Here is a 22,049-nt window from a genome sequence, read left to right as displayed (position 1 = left end):
ATCAAATGGAATTCAACCGTCATATTTTTTTATTCAGCTTTAAATAATTCAACTGTTTTATCATCAAAATCAATTGCAATAAAATCAGCATACAAATTGGTTCCAAATATTTTGTCTCTTTTACTTATTAATGAAACAGAATCTGTTAAAAACGTAATATTTTCATCAATTAAATATGCTATACGATTTACTGTAGAAGTGGACAGGCCATCAGTTGAAGTTGGATAATCTTTAAATTTAACCTCATTATACTTTGTGTCAATTACGGATACGTATGCTTTTTCGGCGTCTGCGATTATTTTTATACGGTCTTCCAATTCATTTTTTCCTATTTGATCAAAGTCACTGTCAATTAAATATTGCTTGATTTCTTGCGATTTTATTCTAAAGAAAAATAGAATCATTTCATCAGTTAATCTTGAACCCTGATTTAAAGGATGCTCATTAGAAAGTATTCTCAGTCTTTTATCGTGAGGTTGAACAATTAATCTTTCGAAGCTTGTTTGACTTTTTGATATTCCTACATAGTGCAAATTGTAAGTGAAGAAATCTTCGAAATCATCAAATCCCAAAATAAACGGTTTTCCTCGGCTTCTGTCAAAGATTAACTTTTCAGTAGTAAACCAGTCAAAAATATCCTGCTTATCATCATCCAGCCGCCAAATTCTTATATTTTTATCTCCCATCTCAAATTTGAGATTAACGTCGCTTGGAACTCGGTAGAAATCATACATTGCATTAATATCCAAAGTACAAAATGATGTTCTGGCACCACATATAATCTGAAAAACTAATTTACCATCCTGATTAATATTTTGATCAATTTCTTCATCTGGTGGAAATATAAAAAAGGTTTCTGGCTTTTGCCCTATAAAGTACAGGTTGCTCTGTGATATTTGTTCTTGGACTTCAGTAATATCCTTTATCCATTCAGCTTCTTGGTTAGAAATAGGAGGGTAGACCAATTCCAACTGGTGTAATTGAGATCTCATATTAGCTATTCTTCCATCTTTTGTAATGAAGTTGTAGGCCGGTTTTCTCACCACCTTTAAAAAACTTGCCGCTGTTTAGCGTATCAATCAATTTTCTTATATCGTCAGCGTGTCTTACCTTCCAACCTAATTTATTTATTAAGTATGAACATATGATGTCTGAGTTTAACTCTGGCTCGTATTTATGCAAAGCTTTTACATAGGTTTTCGCTCTCGAATTATCCGAAGGGTGGTTTATACCTGTAGAAGTATTAATAACTGCAGTGAGTTCTTTGAAAGCATTCTTTACAATTGCAGACGGTTCTGGATATGCTGCCACATTTTCAGCTTCATCGATGCTTAGATCTTTGTTTATCTTTTTTGCGTTCGTGGTATTAATCCAGCTTTCTGTATTCTCTTTTATCCAAGGTATTGCGATTATTGCGTCAATCTGTCTGTAATCTTGTACTTTAAAAATTTCATCAGAATTCAGACCGCAGCAAATAATGACATCTGATGGATTGTTATAACTGCCTTTATAAGTTCTGACTGTTTCTATTTTAAGGTTAGTTCCTAAAAAGGATGCACCACTAAACATTTTTTTCACTGTTTGTGAACCAAATAATCTTTCGAGCCAACCTGTAGTGTTTTTAGAAGCCACCAAAAAAATGATTTTATTTAGTTCCTTACTTTCCTTTACGAGATTTGAAGCAAAATTCAAAGCTCTTTCATAAGCTTCGTCATCGTTTCCCTGTGTATCGAAATAATAGTATTTATCAGCCATTGTTTTTTTAATTTATAAAGGTTTGGTAAATTATTTATATTTGGTCTTAGATTAAGAAAAACCGATAATATTTAATTACGGTTTTACATATCAACAAAATAAAATGGTTTAATCCACAATAATATCAGTGTATTTACTGAATTTTCTAACTAAACCTTTTAATTGTTTTCATCTCGTCATATTTTTTATCCATATCTCCATTCACATTACCGAGAGAATTTAGAAATTCAAAAAATGCTTTTCGATTATAAGCTAGTATTGAATGTGAGATTAATTTTTTAAAAACCTCCAGCTCATCAAATCTTAAATCTGCAAATTTCGCTCTTAAAACGATTTCAAGTCTCCCTCTTTTTTCATGACAGTCTCTACAAAGACAGCGTAATGTGTCCAAAGGATATTCCCAAGGTTCTTTTCCGTATTGGTAATAACAATGGTGAACTTCCAGGCTTTTAGTTGAACCGCAATCCTGGCAACGATATCCTGCTCTTGATTTGACCAGATCTCTTTTATTTTGCCATCTTCTATCTCTTAACTTATGCGCATATGATTTGAATGGTTCTTCTAAAGGTACGTTTTCCAAATTCTCTTCATAATAAAATCCAATATTCCAGGCATTTCCGAGTTCATAGAAAAAACCAAAAGACAATACTAAATCTTCAAATTCTAGGTATTGTTTTTCGTCTCCAAAATTTAGAATATTATATAGACCACCTTCTGTAGTAATAACAAACTCGCTTTCAGTGTGATACTCTTCCTCGCGTTCCTGCCATTCTTCAATTGTGAAAAAGTGCGTTTCAGATGTCAAATCATTTTTTTCAAGCCATAATCTGAGAGATTCAATAAGTTTATCTCTTTTTTCTTTCATATATTCATATAGTTTTAGAGTTCTTCTCGTATACTAATTTTCTATGTGTAGGTATTTAAAGATAAATATCCAAAATACAATCAAACTAATTTGATATCGTGCTCAAATATTATTAATCTGTTTATATTCTAATATTGTTTGTGATTGCTCTGTGATCTTCAAAATCATATTATCATTGGTCACTATAGAAAGATCGGGATTACTTCCTAAATACAATAAATGAAGCAAATCCGTATAATCATTTTTAGCGGGCGTCCCTAATTCACCACTTTTTTTAGCTGAGAAAAAAGAAAAAGCATTCATGAAAATATCTATACTATGATTATAACTGTTGTATACTTCTTCTTCGGTAACGAGGTCGTTATCTTCTGAAGCCTGAGCTGCTAAATGACCAGCAATAACCTTAATGGTTAAAGCATTATTAACATCAACTTCTGAAGCTAAAGACTTTACGATTTGCTTGGCATAATCTTCAAATTCTTTTCCATTATTTATTCTCTGCTCAGCATATATACTTTTCAGTTCCTGATTTCCTTTTAATGTTGCTTCTATAAATATGTCTGAATAGCTTTTATCAAGTGCTTTAAAGAAATCAATATTATAAATCTCCTTTTCGGTGTTAGTAATAAATGCTTCCAAGTTCTCACTGTGATACAGTTCAATACAAAGCTTTTGTAATCCAAGCACTCTACCTTCTTTTATTTCAATTATTGGAAAAGCCTCGGCTTTAATTTTTTCTGGTAGTTTCCATACAACTGGAAATCTTGAATCAATTAAGTTTTTTATAACTTGCTTTCTTATATTAAATTCTCTCTCGCTAATTCCCGAAACTAGCTCCATTACAACCAGTGCAGAAGTAAAAGAATTACTTTGCAGTTTGTGTAATTCTTTGCTAAGAGCTCTAGCAGCTACGGTATCCAGATAGTATCTCATTTTTATCAATTTTGTTTTGAGCTGGTAAAATCATTTCAGAGAAGGTCTTTAATTTTATCTGATGTTAATAATTCAATGGATGATACTAAATCTCTAACTGTAAGCTTCGGTATGTAGCTTGTGTAATGTACCAAGTCCTGTACGTTTGAATTTGAAACAGTAAAGGTATCAATATCTATATTTTCAAGCTTAAAAGCTTTTGGCATCACTTTTCTATACAAATCTTGCAGAAAAGAATTAAATACATCAATATTAATATTTATGTTCCTTAAATGCATGTCTATTTGTATGATTTCATTGTTGGTATTTTCAATTATGGAGTATGGTAATCTAAAATTTCTGTAAGTATCTAAATACGGGAAATGTAAGAACTCGACACCTGCCTGAAATGAACAATGGTATATGTAAAAACTAATTGCAGCATCACTTCTTTTCTCTAACTGACAAATAACCGCCATCTTTTCGTAAATCGTTCTCTTTAATTCCAAAGCATCAAAAATGTACAAATCGTAACATTGATCGGAACAATCTCTTAGTACTGAAAATGCTTTTTCAAGTTCATTATTTTCTAAAAGAATATCAGCTTTAAATAGCAATACTGAAACTTTTTCTTTACTATTATTAGGAATTAAATCAAAATTTTCATCAATATAATTTAATGCATAATAAGGATTAATCTTATAAAACAGATTAGATAAATGTAAAGTGTTCTCAACACTTCTGTACTCAACTGATTTCTTATGAACAAATTCTAAGACTTTTTCGTTTTCGTCACCAAGTCTTTTTGCATAATCAATGAATCTGTCTAAGATTGAAATTAAATCATTAAATTCAAATTCATTATTTTGAATAAATTCGAGCAAAAAAGTATTAGCAGTTTCTAATGATTGACTTTTCAGCTGATTAGTCAGAAAGGTTTTGAATTTTGAAACCTTGTAGGTTTTTTCTCTAAAAATATATTCCATTGTAAAAAAAGTTGGAGGTAGGCTAATCTACATTATAATCAGACATATTAAAAAACTCTATTTTATTTGTGTCAATTCCAATTTTAAGGAGTGTTTTTAAATGTTTTGTTTTCTCTTCATCGTTATAATAGCTGACACTCCATTTTACTTTTTTAACCATATTTTTTCTTATAGCTCTAAAGTAGGGAAGGTCAGTAGGATTTAAAGAATGCCCTAATATTATAATCTCATCGATTTCGTTTAAACCTTTGAAGAAGCTGTCATATTCACGAATAGAATCTTTTACGGGTTTTTTAAGTGCGTAAAACGGATATTTAGCATTCTCTTCTGAATCCGAAAAAGGTGTTCTGTTCCTTTCACCATTTTCATCAAATTCAGGTTGTGCCTTTAAATTTTTATTATGTCCAAATACAAAACTTCCCGGGCTATTTTCTACATCCCCATGAATATGCAGTATATTGCTGCTAGGGATTTTATAGATCTCTTCGAGTGTCAGTGTATAATTGAAGTTTAAGAAAAATGAATTTTCTTCTAAAAGAAGTTTCCTATTAGTGTCTTCAAGGCTTAAATCGGTTAGCCAATCCTCAAAAGCTTCCCTGATTTTATCAATCAGCAGGTCGCTTTCTTGCGCCAAATCATCTTCCAGACTATAAATATAACTAGGTCTGAAGTTTTCATCAGATACATCAATGTTATTTATATCGTCAAAGAGAGCTTTCCATTTAAAAGTACTGAGATCATTTTCAAAGTCCTTCCATAAATGGTCGGGATATGATGATAACATAAAGTACTCCTCAAATATATTTTCTAAATCTTGGTGATTTGCAGTAACAAATTTGTGAAAATCACTATATGTTGTGGGAAGATCGTGAAATCTATCGAAGCCATTCCCAACGATATAAAGTTTTTTCATTAATGAACTTTATCGAGGTATGTAATACAGATTTTATCCTTAATGTTTATTAAAAATAATTTTCAGGCCAAAGATCATACGGTAAACAATTTTTGATCATCTCTACCGCTTGGTCGTAGCCTCGTAACTCTAATTCTCTAACGAAGTATGGCCACGGCGGTATATTACTTTTGTATATATTAGATGAAGATGTGGACATACCTCCTCCTGCTGAAGTTGACAGCCCGCCATACTGCGAAGTCGAGAGTCCTCCATATTGAGATGTCGATAATCCACCATACTGAGATGTTGAAAGTCCGCCGTACTGTGAAGTTGATAATCCCCCATACTGCGAAGTTGACATTCCCCCATACTGTGAAGTCGAGAGCCCTCCGTATTGAGATGTTGACATTCCGCCATATTGTGAAGTAGACATTCCACCATATTGTGAAGTTGATAATCCACCACCCTGGGCTGTACTTAAATTTCTTGGCCAGGTTCTTAAATTTTGTATAATTGGTCTTGGCATGGTTTGTAAGTTTCGTTTTCTTAAAGGTAATGATAATATATCTATTTTAAAGTACAGTATTTAAAATAATGCGTACATCAAAAAAATAAAAAAATCCCCGATGGAAATCGAGGATAAAAACTAATAACCATGAAAACTCAAATATGATTGAGAATCTTTAGCAAATGTATGTCTTAATGAATTTATAATAATTATTGTTGTGATTTTTTGTATTATTTTTAACTTAAATAAAAATCGTTTTAAGGTAAATTTTACAAATAATACCTTTAATAAAAAGCTTTTTAAAGCTTTTGCATTGATATTTCACAATAGGTTTTATTTGAATTATTCTTAAAATTAATTAAGATTTTTCAAGTTAATGTAATCGCTTATTCCAAAGCTTATCAATTAGGGCTAGGTATTACAAAATCCACTATTTCGATAATTCACTCTTTACGGGGATTCTGGATTTAGGTTCTAAATGTCGAGCATATCTCCATAGATACAGAAGGCCAATGATGATAAATATGTATGATACCCACTTCAAAATAATTTCAAAAAATTTAGTAAACACAGACTTTTCATAGCTTGAGAATGCTTCAAGCCCGGTACTATTTCTTCTGTAGAATTTTCTGCGGTAAATCCAATATTGAATTGCTGCACCAATCAACAAAGTAATTATCGCAATAATTAATAGTGTATCCATAATGATAGCTTTATAGTTGTAATCATATAAATTTAAGTATTTTACATTTAATCGTCGCGCTATACTTTTATTAAAATCTATTACAAAAATCTACAAACCATCCTTGAAAAGGATCATCATATAATGATAACAATTCTACATTTATAAGTTGTTTTTGAAATTGTTAATAATCAAAATCAGCTAAGGGATGTTTAATTTTTTCATTCGCCGGAATTAATGAATTTAATTTAATGATTACCTTTATTACTTGTTCGAAAAGAAGTAAAAGTTCCAGAGATGAAATGTCATTAGTTTTCCCTTTGATAAGCTTTAGCTCAAATTTTAACTGACTGACAACAGATGTTGCATCTTCAATTTCTAAAAGCTGGGTTTTTCTATTTTGAATTCCGAAATTATGTATCGTATTTCGCAGGTAGAAAAAATAGAATATAACATTTTTTTCATAATCGCTGATATCAGTAAAGAATACAATTTTGTCAAGTAAATTCTTAAATGCATTTTTTATAGAATCGTCATAAATATCAGAGGATTTTGCTTCAAAGTGACGTGCTATAGTTTTAAGATGACTTTCTAAGGATATAAATAGTCTCGTAAAAAGAGCATCTTTAAAAATCCATCAAGATTAAACTCAATATCTTCAAGATCAGATTTTTTAAACTGGTCGGATATTTTTTCCTGAACAAAATCAATATTCTGAAGTTCTTTCGATAATTTTAAAGAGATCCAAAAATTCTGAAAGGCTTGTGCAATGCTGTCTATTGTTATACTTCTGATATCTTCTGAATCAGGATGCGTATTATTTTTACCGATAAAATTTATTATATTTCTGGTAAAGTCTATTTTTTTATTAATATTCATATTCTCTCTTTACTCAAAAATCAAAGCAGTTCAAAATACTTTTTAACCTTGTTATCTAAAAGATTGTAATTATCAAAATTTTTCGACTTCCAATTTAACTTCAGTTCATTAACTGCATTAACGATGTTCGTCATAGTGTCAGTACCGAAAACAAATATTTCATTAGAATATTTTTGTGTTCCATTGTCGAGAACTTCAAAGATCCTTGCGTACACTAAATCAATTAGACTACCATCAAGTTCGTTTAAAACTTTTAATGCTAAGTGTGCTCTTTCGTCGTCGAATCTGACCTCATTTTTAATATTGATAAAGTGACCAATGATAATTCCTGCAAAAATCTCTTTGCTAAGTTTAGATGTATTAAAATTTTCAAAAGCTATAAGTGAACGGGATCTCCAATGACCTTCATCAGCTGAAGCGTACAGAACCCTTCCAAGTTCAATATTCTGTTCCAAACTGAAATTATTTAAAGCATTTATACCGAATTCGCTATCAATGAAATCAATAACCACATTCATCTGAGAAAATTGTCAGGTTTTTAGTTCTCCTATTATTCTATCAAATTGTTTATCCGCATTGCCATAATAATAAATTGATAATGAAAACCTCAAAGAGTCTAATTTGATGAAAAATTTGTTCTTGTATTCATCTTCAAGAATACTCAAACTTTGTAGTTTACCATATACTTCAGCCAATTTCGTAATAGTATTATTGTCATGTAAATTCACAAAATAATTTATCAGTACGTCTTTTACACGATCGTCAACTTTATTCCAGAAGTATTGGTCGACCACACATAAGGTGAAATTTTCGGGATAGCTGACTGCTCTATTTTCAAAAGCCCAGTTGTTATCAGAGAGATCATAAGTGGTTTTTAAAATGAGATGTTTTACAATTATTTCAATTTTCTTTATTTCATTGGGCTTGTCTTGATTACTTCCGTAATAAAAAAATAGTTTTTTAAAGTAATATGGGTGTAGATTTTCTTTGACTCTAACCAGAATATTATTTGCTAACTGCAGGATTTTATTTTCATCATTATCTACTAAGTGCGGTTTTGTAATTATATTGTCACAAAACTCGTCAATATAATTCTTATTGAAGTCTACTTCTTTAGATAAAACAATGGTTACAGCCTGATTAATAATATAATTTAAGTCCTCAATGCTCGGACTTGTATTATAAGGATGAGCATAAATACAACGTTGCCCCCCCCATAAAAATTCAATCGTGCTTTTCTGAGTCGGCTCAATTATGCCACAAACTCCACATTGTTCAAATATTTTTCTATCGGTTGACAATCCACCACTTTCTAGGTTTTCTATATCTGTAATCGCGGTTTTTGCTCTGCTGTCTTCTAAGGCTGCAAGTTGATATAATTTGTTTTTCAAAGATTCAATTATATTAATCCAAGCCATAATGTATGATGAACGGTAATAACCACCAGTCATTGTTCCGATAACTTCATCAAATAAAATAAGATCGGCTGGTGCCAATATTTTTGCTCTAAGATCAGTATATTTTTGGGTCATTGGTTTTTATTTTAACGGCAAATTAATATTATTTCTCATTCAGGAGGAATTTTTCGACGAACTCATCCATTTTTCGATCGTGTATTTTTATTTCATCTTTGACGATGTCAATTCTTTTATTATCTAAGGTTGAATATTCATCAAATAAAGACTTTTGCAGGACTCTGTAATGTTCGAAACAGCTTAATAGTTCTTTGTGTGTCGATTTCTTATGTATTGGTATAGTAATAGATTTTAACTTTAAAATTGTATCATCAAGGTAAGAGATTAAAGATGATTTGTTTTCTCGAATTTTAAACAACTTTTGTCCAGCATCAATTTCATTACTGATTTCTAAATCAGTATAAACATCCTTGTACCTTTTTTCGGTCATTATTTTTTTGATTTTTCCTCTCCAGTTTTCAGTTAAATAGACAGATTGAAGTGATTTTAAATCTTGGAGAACACCGGATAGCAATTCTTCATGAAGAGTCTGTAGATTCTTCAAATCCAAATTTGAAATGGGTCTGTTATGGGCTTCTTCTCTTCTTAATTTATTTAAGCTATCCATTGAAGTTTCAAATTCAGCAGAACTTTGAAAATAATTTGTAAATAAATTGTAGTAAGAGAGGATAATTTCTTTAAGCTGCAGGGTAAAAGTATAGGCAATTAAAATATCACCATCAGTACAATCTTCTCCAAAATTGTTGAAATAGATTTTCTTAACATCTCTGCCAAGTTTACTATTCAAACCCTGTTCCCACCAATCATCTCCAAATTGATCTCTAAGTTTTATTTTTACAATTTCCCTTAATCCATTTTCAATTTCAGAAATTATCTGCTTGGCCTGAGCCAGACGAAAGTCTTCTGTATTTATTTGAAAAAAGGTCGATGCAAGCCATTCGATGGATCCTCCCTTCCCAACGAGTTCTGCTGCGGTTTTGGTTGATAAAGCGTATAAAATTTCGTTGTTATTTTCATCAAAAGCTCTCACCGCATAGTTTAACAGGTTGACATTTTCGTAGTTCATATCTCTAAAAATACCGTTAAAACAACCCATTATCGGAGCTATTTCTAATTTTATATCGTATGACTTTCTTGAAACAGGATAGAAATCGCAGCATAGTGTATCTTCGTTGAGGAGATACACATCTTTTACATTGATTTCCTTACAATTATTACTAAAAATATGCAACGTTTTCAATGTAGCACTGACCATACGTGTTAGATTCTCAATTGTTATCATTCTTACTGTTTTTAAATAGATTTTATTAATGCTAAAATTCAAAAAAAGACTTTTGCGACACCCCTAAGATTTTTCCTTCGCTTTAAAAGTCTTCTGAAACTCTTCTAAGACTTTAAACTGTAAGTGATTGATAATATCAAGAACATAGCGCAGATGACTTTCAGCATTTTTTAGTGCAAAAAAGACCACTTGCATAGACTGATACTGTGGCAGCTTAAAAGTTTTTTCAAGACCTGGCTGTTCTTCTAATGAAATGTTGGTAAGCAGTTTCTCTTCTTTTAAAATATTTATTGGTGTAAAATGGGAAAATCCATCTCTGAATTTAAGCTTGTAATCTTTAAGTTCTTTTGCTTCTGTGGCATTAAGAATTTTATATTTTATACATTTCTGAATATTGGCCTCCATATTTTTTCCTGCATATTGCTTGTCAGCTTTTATGTATGCTTCTACTATTTTTTCATCATTATAATCTATGACAGTTCCTACCTCGAATTGTATCAAAGCAAGTTTCAAAGCACGTTCAAGAAGTAGATTCGTGTTGGTAATGCTTGGGATATAAGCATCAATAATTAAGCAGTTTACTGAGTCTTTAATATGTTGTTCTAAATCTCTAAACAAAAATAGGTTGTGCTCGTAAAGATATTTTTTATATTGGTCATACTTAGTTTCGAGACCTTTCTCAAAAACTTCTTTAAGTTCTTTCTTGTTGGCACTATCTATAATTTGTGATAAGTCTTCAAATTCTTTATCATCTTTTCTGAAAGAACTAAGATTTTTACCTTTATACTTCCATTTTTCCAGTTTTTCAGCTTTATTCATAATTACTTATTAACAGTTACAAATTTTTTCTTCTAAGTCAGGTTTTCCGTAGAATGAAAATTTACCTTCACATTCCGGACAATCATAAACCATCATCTTGTCTCCACAATTCATGCAAAGACCATTTATACTATTCTCATTACCCTTTACATGAATGTTCAAGGTATCATAGACTATAGATTTTTTAGAGGAACACAGATCACAGTTGATATAGCCCGCTGCATCAAAAAGTTGTAGATTACAACAGTAGCATATTTCAGTATTGGGAGAAAATGTTTTATTGTAACATCTTAAACATTCATACGCAAGACCTGAATATTCAATTGCTATATTGTGCATTTCATCGATGTAAGGATCGAAAGAAATTAAACTATTATAATCTTTCTCATCTAAATGCTCTTCATAGAATTGTGTTGGAGTTGCAAACTCAAAACTTATATCTGTCAGCAAAGGCATCAATAGGTGGGTTACAGCAAAAATTAGTTCCTTTTGAATATTGGCTATATCATCTTTAGATAAAAACAGATTTAAATGTACAAGCCGATTCCTGTACATTTGCAATTTATCTAGATGTTTGAAATGAATGTCAGTAAAAAAAGTTAGATTCTTATTTCTCTTCAAAGATTTTTTTAGCTGGTCATATGTTTTTGTTTTCAGATGATTCTTTTTGAATTTTTGTAGAAGAAGATTCGGTGACAAGTTGCGATTACTTTCTAAGATTGAATAGATATCAATTTCTTTCACCATATAGGTTTTTAATGATAATTCAATTGATGTCTGAATATAAAAGCATGATATAATAGCCTGCTCAGAATCTGAAATAACATGACCATTTTTAGTAATTTCTTTTATTCCTCTTTTTAGAAACAGAACTGCATTAATATAAATTGTATTATAGATTTCCTTAATATGTATGTCCATGGTGAAATAGTGTTTTAGGTATTAATTATGTAATATATTATTTTTCATAATGCAAAGAAAATATCCAAGTGCGCATTCTTTTTGCATACTTTAAATTTTTTTTGATTAAGTGAAAAAATCTTCAAATTTTTGGCAAAGAATCTTCCAGGCAAGTGATTACCTCCACCGCAGATGAGATAAAAAAATGTATATTAGCAAAAACAACAAAGATGAAAGCACTAAAAATCTACAGCATTATTTCAACGATTACAATTATCGTCTTATCATTTTCACTTTATTCTACGAACAAAGAGTTTTATAAAAATAAAAAGAATTAAATGGAACATAAGAAGTTCTCCAAAAATGCTCCGACCGCTGCTACAAAGAAATAGGAAAGTAAAAAAACTTTTAACTCAGTTCGGTTAGGAGTTTTGTGTTAAAATATTTTGTTGAAATTCTAATATTTGTTTGTTTGTTATTTTCGAATATAAATCACCAAAATCAAGCATTGTAAATCCCATCGATTCAACAATAAGAGCTATCGTAATCATTGACGATCTTTTTCTGCCACTAAAAGCATTTGTGACAGTTGCTTTTCGTATATCGGCGTTGGAATTAATGGCAATTTTTTCATAACTATCAATAATGTCTGATTTTTCATTTTGAGAATATCCTTTATTACGACTAAGTAATAATCGTAGTACAATTGCGGTCTTTATCATTATGATTTTCTCAGCATCATTTAACATGGATGCAATTAAAAACTATTAAAATTTTTATTTGGTACGCTTTTGTTTACCAAACAAATTTTTCTTATATTTGTAAAATAGGTTACAGAAAATGTAACTTTGCGATACTTCAAAGATATTTAGAAGCTATTGCTTAGAATCTCGCTTAGAAAACTGGTAATTTACGGAACGAGAGGATAAGTATTAAGCTCACGACCTAGGCGTGGGCTCTCTTATCTGTTCCAAGGCATACCAGTGCCCCTAAGCTGATAATGTAGAGTCCCACGCCGTCTTTTTCCAATGCTGTTCGCCTTACATCTACATTACAATCTAAGCCCGCTTCCTAAAAATAGTATCAGATTACACGATACAATAGGAGGGTACAACCTATTGCGGCTTTAAATAGCTCACACGGGACACAGATTCATTCATATTAAATTCTTTCCGGTGCCTGGAAGTCACTGCTTACAGAACCTCACCAGTCCTTTTTCACACCAAAGGGCATCAGGAAAGTTTTATTAAAAAAGAATCAAAAAAACTACTCAACTTAAAAATTCAGAAGAAAGAAAAAAGCCCCTTCCCATGCAGTTTGGACACTTACGGGAAAGAGCGTAGTTCAGTAATTAATCTTTAGAAAATTAAAAACCTTTTACAAATCTATGAAAAATTCCTATTACAAGATAGGAGGTATTTTCTTTGGCCTAATGTTGACCGCTGTAAGCACCAACACAAAAGCCCAAATACGCACCATTTCCGGTACCGTTACTGCATCCAATAGACCCCTTTCAGGAGTGATTATCTCCCAAGAAGGAAGCGATCAGGTAACGACCACCAGCGAAAACGGAACCTATACATTACAGGTTTCAAAAGAAAATCCTATCCTATTGTTCAGACATCCTGATTACGCTGAAGAACGAATCACAGCAAACAATCAGACTGTCGTCAATATCAGCTTAGAACAAAAAGTAAAGGGAATCGAAGAAGTTATTCTCAACGCCGGCTACTACAAGGTCAAAGACAAAGAAAGAACCGGTAGCATCGCCAAAGTTTCAGCAAAAGACATAGAAAACCAACCTGTGACCAATGTCCTTTCAGCCGCACAGGGTAGAATGGCAGGGGTAAACATTACACAGAATTCAGGGGTAGCCGGTGGAGGCTACGATGTACAGATCAGAGGCAGAAACAGCCTTCGGACATTGTCCAACAGTGCGGTTGACGGTAACCAACCGTTGTACGTATTGGATGGCGTGCCGATGTCGTCTCCTGTGACTTCCGTATTCTCAACACAGATTCTGCCTTTCCAGAATATCAATCCGCTCAACAGCATCAACCCCAATGATATTGAAAGCCTTGAAATTTTAAAAGATGCAGATGCGACAGCTATTTATGGGAGCAGGGGAGCGAACGGGGTAATTCTCATTACAACAAAGAAAGGAAATAAGAACAAATCCAACATCAGCATCAGCTCAAGCCTGGCATTCAGCAGCGTAGCATCACGCTTAAAGATGATGGATACCTCCGAATACATTGCCATGCGAAAATCCGCATTTGGTAATGATAACATTTCGACCTATCCTGCTACGGCTTATGATGTCAATGGTGCCTGGGATGGTAATCGATATACGGACTGGCAAAAAACACTCATCGGCAAAACCGCTACGACTTCCAATACGAGCGTAGGATTGTCGGGTGGTTCTGACGGTTGGACGTATCGTATTAATGCAACTCACAATGAGCAGACCACGGTTTATCCGGCTGACTACCAATACAAGAACAATGTGTTGTCAATGGGTTTTACCCACAGGTCAAAGGATAATAAATTAAACATTTCACTATCGAATAATTTTTCACAGCAGTTCAACAATGTGATCAATGAGGATCTGACGAACATCAGTCTGTTTTTAAGTCCCAATGCACCGGCATTGTACAATAGCGACGGATCACTGAACTGGCAGAACAACACCTTTACCAATCCGATGGCTTCAACCGTGGTCACCTATCAGAATGATTCCAAGCAGATCAATAGCAGTCTGAACGTTTCATATCAGATCTTGCCAAACATTAGTTTCAGCGTCAATTCGGGATTCAACTATCAGAATTTTGAAGAGTTCAATCTCCGTCCCCATACGAGATACAATCCTGCGTTCAACTTTACCAGTGCGACCGGATCAAGTACATTTACCAGTTCGTTCTCGTCCTTTTCCTATAATATAGAACCCCAGTTAAATGCAGATTACAGGATTGGAAAAGGCAAACTGAATGTTCTGGTTGGTGCCACGCTCAACTCATCAGAATCCAAGCAATCGTCTATCCAGGGATCAGGATTCGAGAGCAATGCTTTGATGATGAACATCAATGCGGCAAAGACCAAGATCTTTTCAGACATCATCTCCAAAGACTATAAGTATATGGCGGTGTTTGGAAGGATCAACTACCAACTGGATAATAAATACATTATTAATGTGACGGGCAGAAGAGATGGCTCCAGCAGATTTGGTCCCAATAACCGGTTCGCCAATTTTGGAGCAGTAGGAGCCGCATGGCTATTTTCTAAAGAAAACTTCCTGAGTAACAGAAGCTGGTTAAGCTTTGGTAAACTACGAGGAAGTTACGGAATAGCCGGAAGTGATAATATAGGCGATGCCCAGTACCGTGACACCTATTCGGTCGCTTCAACAAGTATTTATAATGGCGTTGTGGGCCTTGTCCCTACAAGATTGTTTAATGGTAATTTCAGCTGGGAAAAAACCAGAAAACTTGAATTAGCGTTAGAGACTTCTTTTTACAAAGAGAGAATAGGTTTGAATGTTTCCTATAACAGAAACAGATCTGACAACCAGCTTGTCGGCTTGCCACTTCCTGCAACCACGGGCTTTAGTTCGGTGCAGGCCAATTTAAACGCGACGGTAGAAAATAAAGACTGGGAATTTGAATTGCGAACGTCGCCGATCAAGACCAAGACCTTTTCATGGCAGTCCGATCTCAATTTGACCGTTCCTAAGAATACGCTTCTTGCATTTCCAAACCTTGAAGGTTCGACCTATGCGAATCAATATGTCATCGGACAAAGTACGTCTATCGTGAAATTGTATGACTTTTTAGGAATTAATCCGGCAACAGGATTGTATTCATTCACCGATGTCAATGGGGATGGCAAAATTTCATCCCCCGATGACAATAAAAGTATTGAAGACCTGTCCGTAAAATTCTATGGGGGCTGGTCAAACCGCTTTAGTTACAAAAACTGGGATCTCTCATTTTTAATACAATTTACGAAACAGCGCAATTATAACTATCACAGCTATATGCCTGTAGCAGGAACGATGAACAATCAGGCAAAGGAAGTTACTGATGTCTGGTCTCCATCAAATCCAACGGGTTACTATATGCCTTACAGCACAGGAGCGAATGCCGGAAAGAATGCTGCCCACGCTAATTTCATGCGAAGTACAGCGGCTGTAGGTGATGCTTCATTTATCAGATTGAAGAATGTACAGCTCAACTACAAAATTCCTGTCGAATTAGCATCCGCACAAGTAGTCATCTATCTACAGGGACAGAATGTGCTGACCCTGACAAAGTATTTCGGAGTAGATCCAGAGTTTGTGGCAACAGGTTTTTTGCCGCCTTTGAAAACGTGGTCGATCGGTACCCAAATTAATTTTTAAAGCCTTACAAAATGAAAAACATTATCACCAATAGAATCAAATGTCTGACAGTCGGTTGCATGATCCTCAGTTCAATTTCATGCGAAAAATTTATCGACACAGACCTGCCCTATAATCAGATAGGGACTAATGAGGTTTTTTCAGATGTCTCATCAGCCAATGCAGCAGTGGCAGGTTTATATGCAGAACTGTGGAGTTCTTCCATTATATCTGGGGATATCACGGGTTCTGCTGCCATTCTCGGAACTTACACGGACGACCTTACCTGCTATGCGCCCTATATTCAAAATGGTTTAGTCGATCTGTATAACAATGTGCAAATTCCGAGCAATACCATCGTGTATAATTTATGGTCAAAAGCCTATAAGCACATCTATTATGCAAACTCCATCATCAAAGGAGTCAAGGAATCCACTTCAATTTCCCAGTCCAATAAAGATCGATTGATCGGAGAAGCTACGGTGTTGCGTTCTTTGCTATACTATAATCTGTCCCTGATCTTTGATGAGATTCCCTATACGGATACAACGGATTATATCTACAACAGCCAGTTGAAAAAAATATCAAAAGTTCAAGTGATGGCTCAACTTGAAAATGATCTTAAATCAGTATTGGATGGTCTCAGCGATCAATATGCCAATCAGGAAAGAATCTACATCAGTAGAAAGGTTGCTGAACTTTTATTAGGCAAAGTTCTCTTAGTGGGTGAAAAGTGGAATGAGGCGGAAAACTTATTTTCACAAATAGTACAATCACCGTTATATGTCTGGGAAGCAGATCTGACTAAGGTCTTCAATAAGACAGGCAAACATATTTTATGGCAGTTAAAACCGGCTAGCTCTACAGATGCAACGAAAGAATATCTGTTGTATAATTTCACAACAAGTCTTCCGACAACATTTGCACTGTCGGATGCATTGGTCAATTCTTTCGAAACCGGCGATTTGAGGAAGCAATCGTGGATACTACCAACGGTCATCAATGGGAAAACGTATTTCCGTCCGATGAAATACAGAAATCCTGTCAATTCGAATACAACCGAGAATTCAGTTGTGTTTAGAATTGAGGAAGTGTACCTGTTGTATGCAGAAAGCTTGACCCAGCAAAACAAAATAGCAGAGGCTAAACCTCTCGTCGACAAATTGAGACAGAGAGCGGGAATTGCTCCATTGCCTTCCGGGCTTTCAAAAGAGAATATGATCAACAGAATTGCAGACGAATTCAGACATGAGTTCTTTGCTGAAATGGGACACCGTTTTTTTGATCTGAAGCGGTTAAAGAAAATGGACATTATTGCTTTGTCCAAGCCCAGCTGGAAAAGCTTTCATAATGCTTTTCCAATTCCTGAGAAAGAACTGACCATCAATCCAAACCTTAATCCACAAAACCAGGGATACTGATGAAAAGGATTATTATGCTGATGCTATTGTGCATATGCTATCCGGCTTATGCACAAAAAGACAGTGATTTTCTCTCTGCGGAAAAGAAGCAGAATCAGGCCTACGATATCCATGTGAAAAGTACCTCAAAAGATGGAAAATGGCTGGCATTTTTTAAAATGTACGATGATAACATTGATACTCTTCTGATCGTCAACCGCAAAGAACCTGAAATTCAATATAATAGGTTGAAAGTTTTAGACCATCAGTGGAGCACAGATCATTTGATTTTAAAATATAAAGATCGAACGGAGATCTTTGACTATGCTCATAACAAAAAAGAGATATTGCCAGCCTGCCAGACCTTCGGTATACTGGATAAAGAAAACATTGTTGCTTTACATACTTCTCAACAAGTATTACTATATGACCTTAAAGGGTATAAGGTCATTGATAGTATAGGCAGAGTCGTCAAGGTATTTTATATTGATGGTGGACTGTATTTGCAAGCTAAGAACAATGAAGAATATCATTTGTTACAGTGGAGTGATGGTAAAGCAATCACAATCTACAAGTCTTCCGGTCAGGTTTCGAATCTCCTTGTTTTGCAGAATAATACATTATTGATTTTCGAAAAAAAAGAAAATTTAATACAGAATATTGTGTATTATGATGTTTCCTTGAAAAAAGAATATAGATTTTCCCAAGATCAGCTCATCAACTTTAATTCCGCAACCGCATACCAAAGAAGTGATGGGAAGTTAATAATCAATGCTGAAAAAATTAAGGATAAGAGTAGGATGGATGCTCCGGAAATTTGGAGTACTTCTGATAATAATTTGATTGAGAAATTCAGGAAATCGGAGACGATGAAGTACCTATGGTCACCAAAGGAAAAGAAGGCCATAGTTTTAGGTGATTCAAAATTAAACAGGGTTGTTGATATAGGCAACAAAGCGTATTTTCTGGCATTCAGCTTTTCTGAACTTCAGGATTATACATTAAAAAAGGCACCTGCTAAGGTTTACCGTTATAATGTTTTAAACGGCAGCTATGATCTTATAGATACGATAAGCTCTAACGTTAACTATTCTCCAGATGGTAATTATCTTATTTACAGGAATGGAAACAACTGGAAATTAGTAGATGTCAATTCAATGAAATATGAAAATATTGAAGATGTTGCCTTTTCTAATCCCTATTTTACCGATAAAAATAAGATATGTTTTGACGGCTCAGAAGGCATATGGGAATATGATATCACAGACCGAAATATCAGGCCACTCTTTAATAAAGAAAAAGGCAATTATAAGATCTTAAGTTTTAACTACACTTCCAATTTTCCAAATTACCCTTTTGAGATTTCTTTCTATTGCAAAGTTCTTAACTCGTTTAATTATTTATTCGAAGTCAATGATGAATTGAATTTAACGAAATCGGTATTTGAAAAAGATGGCAACAAGTACCACAGAATGATCAACTCGACTCAGTCAAAAATTGTCCTTCAAAAAACTGATAACGCAAAAAAAGCCTACTTATTTACAGAGGAAAATTTCAATCAGCCTAAGCAGATCATCGATGTCCGCAGATTTTACAGTAAAAAAGTACTCTTCCGATCAAATAAAAGAGATGAAGCCCAATCGATGATTAAAGTTGAAACCATTAGGTATAAAAATGCTGAAGGAGTGGGGCTTAGAGGTATTTTATATTATCCTCTGCACTTTAAAGAGGGAAAAAAGTATCCAATGGTAGTCCATGTCTATCAGATACAAAGTGATAAAATAAATCAGTTTCCACTGCTGTTGGAGAATGATATTGATACGGGATTTAGCATTAGAACGCTTATTGAAAAAGGCTATTTTGTTTATATGCCCGATATAGTTTTTGACAATAAAGGCACTGGAATTTCAGCATTGGATTGTGTCAATAGATCAATCGATGCCTTAGTCGGAAACCCGTTGATCGATTTTGAAAAGATGGCATTAACAGGACATTCCCATGGCGGTTATATCACTAATTTTATAGCCACCCATTCCAATCGGTTTGCAACCTATGTATCGGGTGCGGGCAATAGTGATATTATCAGATCTTATTATTCCCTAAACGAAGAATTTATCAGTCCTTTTTACTGGCAGTTTGAGAACGGACAGTATGAGATGAAAAAACCATTTGTTAAGGATAAGTACCTTTATTTTATAAATAATCCTATCAATTATGTAGAACACGTATCAAAACCGGTACTTTTATGGACAGGAAAAAAGGATAAGAATATTGAATGGGGACAGGTCATGGAATTCTTTATTGGCCTAAAAAGAAATAATAAAAATGCAACATTGCTTGCCTATCCCGACGAAGGGCATATCTTTTCCTCAAAAACCACTGCCAAAGATCTTCATAATAGAATTCTTCAGTGGTTTGGGTACTATTTGAAAGGAGAACAAAAACCTGACTGGATCGATTAACTATAGAAAAGGATGCCTTTCGGCATCCTCTTTTTTTAATTTCTGTGAAGCGTTACGCCACACTCGGTATCACTCAGGAATTGCTGCATGACCCTTGGGGATCCACCCACCAATTCTGTGCAGATCGGGCCACTTGTCGGATTGCAGTCTACCTCACCTACAACAATACATTTCTCATTGGGAGCTGATGCATCGAAGTAATAAGCAATTTCTGCTTTTTTGTCTGTTTTTGCTTTATTGGTTGCAAAAGCACTTCCGACACCGAATACTAGAACGGCTACGGGAATCAGGACTGTTTTAAGATTTTTCATAATAATAAGTATTAAGATGTGCCTACAATTAATTCAGGTTTTCGGCATTACCTGCGAAATTCATCAAGTATCGGTTGCGCAAAATGATATTTGACAATTTCATTTCCAATTAGAATATATATGTATTCTCCAACAATAAGCATATCCTTAACTTTTTCACCATGGCCGTCAGGCACCAAAAAGCTTCCGGAATAATATTGCTGGTTGATTTTATACATATCAATGATGCTTGCCTTATTCCATTGCATAATTCCATCATGAGTGGCTTTAGAATTCGAGTTAACAAATAAAAGATTACCAGAAACGGTTGCATTTTTTACACTTTGCTGAAGCGGATTTTTTATTTTGTTTGATCCGTCAGGTAATTTTACGGTCTCCGTTTTTTGCTTTTTGTTAAAGCTGATCAGTTTAAATTTATTCTGTTGATGTGTTATGTTGTTGACGACAGTAAATTCATTTTTGTAATAGTACAGGTAGATAAAATTCTTTTTATCAAAATCAGACATTAATAGGCCGTCATTCTCTATATAACCAGGGTTTTGTGTTCCGAGAATGTCATAATGAAGATCTATTTGATGATCCTGATAAGTTCCAATGACAAAGGTTTTGAATTTTGAACTTTGGGATCTAAATAGAAAGGATGTATCTGATATTACATTGAGCTGATCAAAGTACATGTCATTTAAACTGACAGTTCGTAATGAATCAGCCTGATCTAAACTACCTTTATAAATAATAGGAACGGTACCATCATAAATGTAATAATACGGAATCTGAAAAGTCACTCTTAAACTTTTGAACGAGTGTGATTTCGGATCTAAAGGGATTCTAAACTTTGAAAAACTCTGGAGATCCTTTTGTACAATGGTGAGGTTTAGAGGAGCAGTTGTATTTCCCAGATAAATGTTATTCTTATCCTGACCGATAAAATAAAACGAGTTATAATTTATATTGAGCCTTACTTCATCTTCTAGTACGTGTGGTATGTATCTTCTTGTAAAATTGTTATTTTTTCTTAATTGATTCTCTGATTGAATATACAGTAAAAAAACACTCAATGAACTTAAGATCACAATGACCGAAACCAATGATAGATATTTTTTTGCTTTCTGATTTATATATGCTTCAGATAAACATATAGCGATCATCAATATAATGACACATATAGCATTGAAATTAAAGTGAGTTCTCCAACTCATATTCTCAAGAATGCCACCACAAGAACAAGGCACAAATTCACTATACTCAAGAATTAAATAAATGTACATTGTAAATGCTGACATAATTCCTAATGAAGAATATAAGCCTATATGCCTGGTTTTAGGAAACAGTAGGATTGCGACAATCATCAATTCTATGATGATGACAAGATATGATACAATCCCGGCATAAGAACTTAATAAAGGTGACTGTGCGATTTGAACCTGAAAATTTTCGAAATCCAATATTTTGCTCACGCTTGCGTACAGAAACAGTAGAATAAAAAAATAAGAGGTAACTTCGTTAAAAATGAATGATAATCTTTTCATGACTTTGTTGCTTA

Annotated in this window: 19 protein-coding genes; 3 read left to right on the top strand and 16 right to left on the bottom strand. The window is 33.7% G+C overall.

The window, feature by feature from the left end; genetic code table 11:
• Nucleotides 1–29: 29 nt before the first annotated feature.
• From ODZ84_RS05290 to ODZ84_RS05225, 14 genes are all read right to left on the bottom strand, one after another.
• Entirely contained in the window at nucleotides 30–992 is a 963-nt protein-coding gene (locus ODZ84_RS05290; RefSeq protein ID WP_266175953.1) for a hypothetical protein, read from the bottom strand.
• 1 nt (nucleotide 993) lies between these two features.
• Nucleotides 994–1,755 (bottom strand): hypothetical protein, encoded by a 762-nt coding sequence (locus tag ODZ84_RS05285; protein WP_266175952.1) that lies wholly within the window; start codon nucleotides 1,753–1,755, stop codon nucleotides 994–996.
• A 145-nt stretch (nucleotides 1,756–1,900) separates the two neighbouring features.
• Nucleotides 1,901–2,620, bottom strand: a complete 720-nt coding sequence (locus ODZ84_RS05280; protein ID WP_266175951.1) for an HNH endonuclease — start codon at nucleotides 2,618–2,620, stop codon at nucleotides 1,901–1,903.
• Between the two features lie 102 nt (nucleotides 2,621–2,722).
• The gene (locus ODZ84_RS05275) at nucleotides 2,723–3,553 is read right to left on the bottom strand and encodes a hypothetical protein (protein ID WP_266175950.1); all 831 of its coding nucleotides are present in this window, start codon (nucleotides 3,551–3,553) and stop codon (nucleotides 2,723–2,725) included.
• A gap of 35 nt (nucleotides 3,554–3,588) precedes the next feature.
• Nucleotides 3,589–4,518 (bottom strand): hypothetical protein, encoded by a 930-nt coding sequence (locus tag ODZ84_RS05270; protein WP_266175949.1) that lies wholly within the window; start codon nucleotides 4,516–4,518, stop codon nucleotides 3,589–3,591.
• A gap of 22 nt (nucleotides 4,519–4,540) precedes the next feature.
• Entirely contained in the window at nucleotides 4,541–5,431 is an 891-nt protein-coding gene (locus ODZ84_RS05265) for a bacteriophage abortive infection AbiH family protein (protein ID WP_266175948.1), read from the bottom strand.
• A 49-nt stretch (nucleotides 5,432–5,480) separates the two neighbouring features.
• On the bottom strand, nucleotides 5,481–5,939 hold the full coding sequence (locus ODZ84_RS05260; RefSeq protein WP_266175947.1) for a hypothetical protein: 459 nt from the start codon (nucleotides 5,937–5,939) through the stop codon (nucleotides 5,481–5,483).
• Nucleotides 5,940–7,194: 1,255 nt separating this feature from the next.
• Entirely contained in the window at nucleotides 7,195–7,482 is a 288-nt protein-coding gene (locus ODZ84_RS05255; protein ID WP_266175946.1) for a hypothetical protein, read from the bottom strand.
• Between the two features lie 20 nt (nucleotides 7,483–7,502).
• The gene (locus ODZ84_RS05250) at nucleotides 7,503–8,000 is read right to left on the bottom strand and encodes a hypothetical protein (RefSeq protein WP_266175945.1); all 498 of its coding nucleotides are present in this window, start codon (nucleotides 7,998–8,000) and stop codon (nucleotides 7,503–7,505) included.
• 12 nt (nucleotides 8,001–8,012) lie between these two features.
• Nucleotides 8,013–9,014 carry a hypothetical protein gene (locus ODZ84_RS05245; protein WP_266175944.1) on the bottom strand — a complete coding sequence of 334 codons (1,002 nt, stop codon included), beginning with the start codon at nucleotides 9,012–9,014 and terminating at the stop codon, nucleotides 8,013–8,015.
• A gap of 28 nt (nucleotides 9,015–9,042) precedes the next feature.
• Nucleotides 9,043–10,239 carry a hypothetical protein gene (locus ODZ84_RS05240; protein WP_266175943.1) on the bottom strand — a complete coding sequence of 399 codons (1,197 nt, stop codon included), beginning with the start codon at nucleotides 10,237–10,239 and terminating at the stop codon, nucleotides 9,043–9,045.
• Nucleotides 10,240–10,302: 63 nt separating this feature from the next.
• Nucleotides 10,303–11,058 carry a hypothetical protein gene (locus ODZ84_RS05235; protein WP_266175942.1) on the bottom strand — a complete coding sequence of 252 codons (756 nt, stop codon included), beginning with the start codon at nucleotides 11,056–11,058 and terminating at the stop codon, nucleotides 10,303–10,305.
• Between the two features lie 9 nt (nucleotides 11,059–11,067).
• Nucleotides 11,068–11,979, bottom strand: a complete 912-nt coding sequence (locus ODZ84_RS05230; RefSeq protein WP_266175941.1) for a hypothetical protein — start codon at nucleotides 11,977–11,979, stop codon at nucleotides 11,068–11,070.
• A gap of 401 nt (nucleotides 11,980–12,380) precedes the next feature.
• The gene (locus ODZ84_RS05225) at nucleotides 12,381–12,680 is read right to left on the bottom strand and encodes a hypothetical protein (protein WP_266175940.1); all 300 of its coding nucleotides are present in this window, start codon (nucleotides 12,678–12,680) and stop codon (nucleotides 12,381–12,383) included.
• A 665-nt stretch (nucleotides 12,681–13,345) separates the two neighbouring features.
• On the opposite strand from ODZ84_RS05225, the gene ODZ84_RS05220 reads away from it, so the two are divergent.
• Genes ODZ84_RS05220 through ODZ84_RS05210 form a run of 3 tightly spaced genes read left to right on the top strand, consistent with a single transcriptional unit; the run spans nucleotide 13,346 to nucleotide 20,195 of the window.
• Nucleotides 13,346–16,354, top strand: coding sequence for a SusC/RagA family TonB-linked outer membrane protein (locus ODZ84_RS05220; protein WP_266175939.1), 3,009 nt, complete (start codon nucleotides 13,346–13,348; stop codon nucleotides 16,352–16,354).
• 11 nt (nucleotides 16,355–16,365) lie between these two features.
• Nucleotides 16,366–17,754, top strand: a complete 1,389-nt coding sequence (locus tag ODZ84_RS05215) for a RagB/SusD family nutrient uptake outer membrane protein (RefSeq protein ID WP_266175938.1) — start codon at nucleotides 16,366–16,368, stop codon at nucleotides 17,752–17,754.
• Nucleotides 17,754–20,195: an alpha/beta hydrolase family protein gene (locus ODZ84_RS05210; protein WP_266175937.1), complete on the top strand. Its 2,442-nt coding sequence runs from the start codon at nucleotides 17,754–17,756 to the stop codon at nucleotides 20,193–20,195. The genes ODZ84_RS05215 and ODZ84_RS05210 overlap by 1 nt, the downstream gene beginning before the upstream one ends.
• 35 nt (nucleotides 20,196–20,230) lie before the next feature.
• Here the strand turns inward: ODZ84_RS05210 and ODZ84_RS05205 are convergent, their stop codons facing one another.
• Nucleotides 20,231–20,506 carry a DUF6520 family protein gene (locus ODZ84_RS05205; RefSeq protein WP_179468696.1) on the bottom strand — a complete coding sequence of 92 codons (276 nt, stop codon included), beginning with the start codon at nucleotides 20,504–20,506 and terminating at the stop codon, nucleotides 20,231–20,233.
• Between the two features lie 47 nt (nucleotides 20,507–20,553).
• Nucleotides 20,554–22,035, bottom strand: a complete 1,482-nt coding sequence (locus tag ODZ84_RS05200; RefSeq protein ID WP_266175936.1) for a MauE/DoxX family redox-associated membrane protein — start codon at nucleotides 22,033–22,035, stop codon at nucleotides 20,554–20,556.
• Nucleotides 22,036–22,049 lie beyond the last annotated feature (14 nt).

The organism is Chryseobacterium fluminis (genome assembly GCF_026314945.1).
Lineage (GTDB): Bacteria > Bacteroidota > Bacteroidia > Flavobacteriales > Weeksellaceae > Chryseobacterium > Chryseobacterium fluminis.
Note: the sequence above shows the minus strand (reverse complement) of the source record. Positions and strands in the feature narration are given on the sequence as shown.

Bases quoted from the DNA above. Each gene is read 5' to 3' on its own strand.
- ODZ84_RS05240 (WP_266175943.1), bottom strand. From the start codon at position 10,239: ATGATAACAATTGAGAATCTAACACGTATGGTCAGTGCTACATTGAAA.
- ODZ84_RS05200 (WP_266175936.1), bottom strand. From the start codon at position 22,035: ATGAAAAGATTATCATTCATTTTTAACGAAGTTACCTCTTATTTTTTT.
- ODZ84_RS05235 (WP_266175942.1), bottom strand. From the start codon at position 11,058: ATGAATAAAGCTGAAAAACTGGAAAAATGGAAGTATAAAGGTAAAAAT.
- ODZ84_RS05225 (WP_266175940.1), bottom strand. From the start codon at position 12,680: ATGATAAAGACCGCAATTGTACTACGATTATTACTTAGTCGTAATAAA.
- ODZ84_RS05260 (WP_266175947.1), bottom strand. From the start codon at position 5,939: ATGCCAAGACCAATTATACAAAATTTAAGAACCTGGCCAAGAAATTTA.
- ODZ84_RS05205 (WP_179468696.1), bottom strand. From the start codon at position 20,506: ATGAAAAATCTTAAAACAGTCCTGATTCCCGTAGCCGTTCTAGTATTC.
- ODZ84_RS05250 (WP_266175945.1), bottom strand. From the start codon at position 8,000: ATGAATGTGGTTATTGATTTCATTGATAGCGAATTCGGTATAAATGCT.
- ODZ84_RS05290 (WP_266175953.1), bottom strand. From the start codon at position 992: ATGAGATCTCAATTACACCAGTTGGAATTGGTCTACCCTCCTATTTCT.
- ODZ84_RS05215 (WP_266175938.1), top strand. From the start codon at position 16,366: ATGAAAAACATTATCACCAATAGAATCAAATGTCTGACAGTCGGTTGC.
- ODZ84_RS05210 (WP_266175937.1), top strand. From the start codon at position 17,754: ATGAAAAGGATTATTATGCTGATGCTATTGTGCATATGCTATCCGGCT.
- ODZ84_RS05255 (WP_266175946.1), bottom strand. From the start codon at position 7,482: ATGAATATTAATAAAAAAATAGACTTTACCAGAAATATAATAAATTTT.
- ODZ84_RS05270 (WP_266175949.1), bottom strand. From the start codon at position 4,518: ATGGAATATATTTTTAGAGAAAAAACCTACAAGGTTTCAAAATTCAAA.
- ODZ84_RS05275 (WP_266175950.1), bottom strand. From the start codon at position 3,553: ATGAGATACTATCTGGATACCGTAGCTGCTAGAGCTCTTAGCAAAGAA.
- ODZ84_RS05285 (WP_266175952.1), bottom strand. From the start codon at position 1,755: ATGGCTGATAAATACTATTATTTCGATACACAGGGAAACGATGACGAA.
- ODZ84_RS05245 (WP_266175944.1), bottom strand. From the start codon at position 9,014: ATGACCCAAAAATATACTGATCTTAGAGCAAAAATATTGGCACCAGCC.
- ODZ84_RS05230 (WP_266175941.1), bottom strand. From the start codon at position 11,979: ATGGACATACATATTAAGGAAATCTATAATACAATTTATATTAATGCA.
- ODZ84_RS05280 (WP_266175951.1), bottom strand. From the start codon at position 2,620: ATGAAAGAAAAAAGAGATAAACTTATTGAATCTCTCAGATTATGGCTT.
- ODZ84_RS05265 (WP_266175948.1), bottom strand. From the start codon at position 5,431: ATGAAAAAACTTTATATCGTTGGGAATGGCTTCGATAGATTTCACGAT.
- ODZ84_RS05220 (WP_266175939.1), top strand. From the start codon at position 13,346: ATGAAAAATTCCTATTACAAGATAGGAGGTATTTTCTTTGGCCTAATG.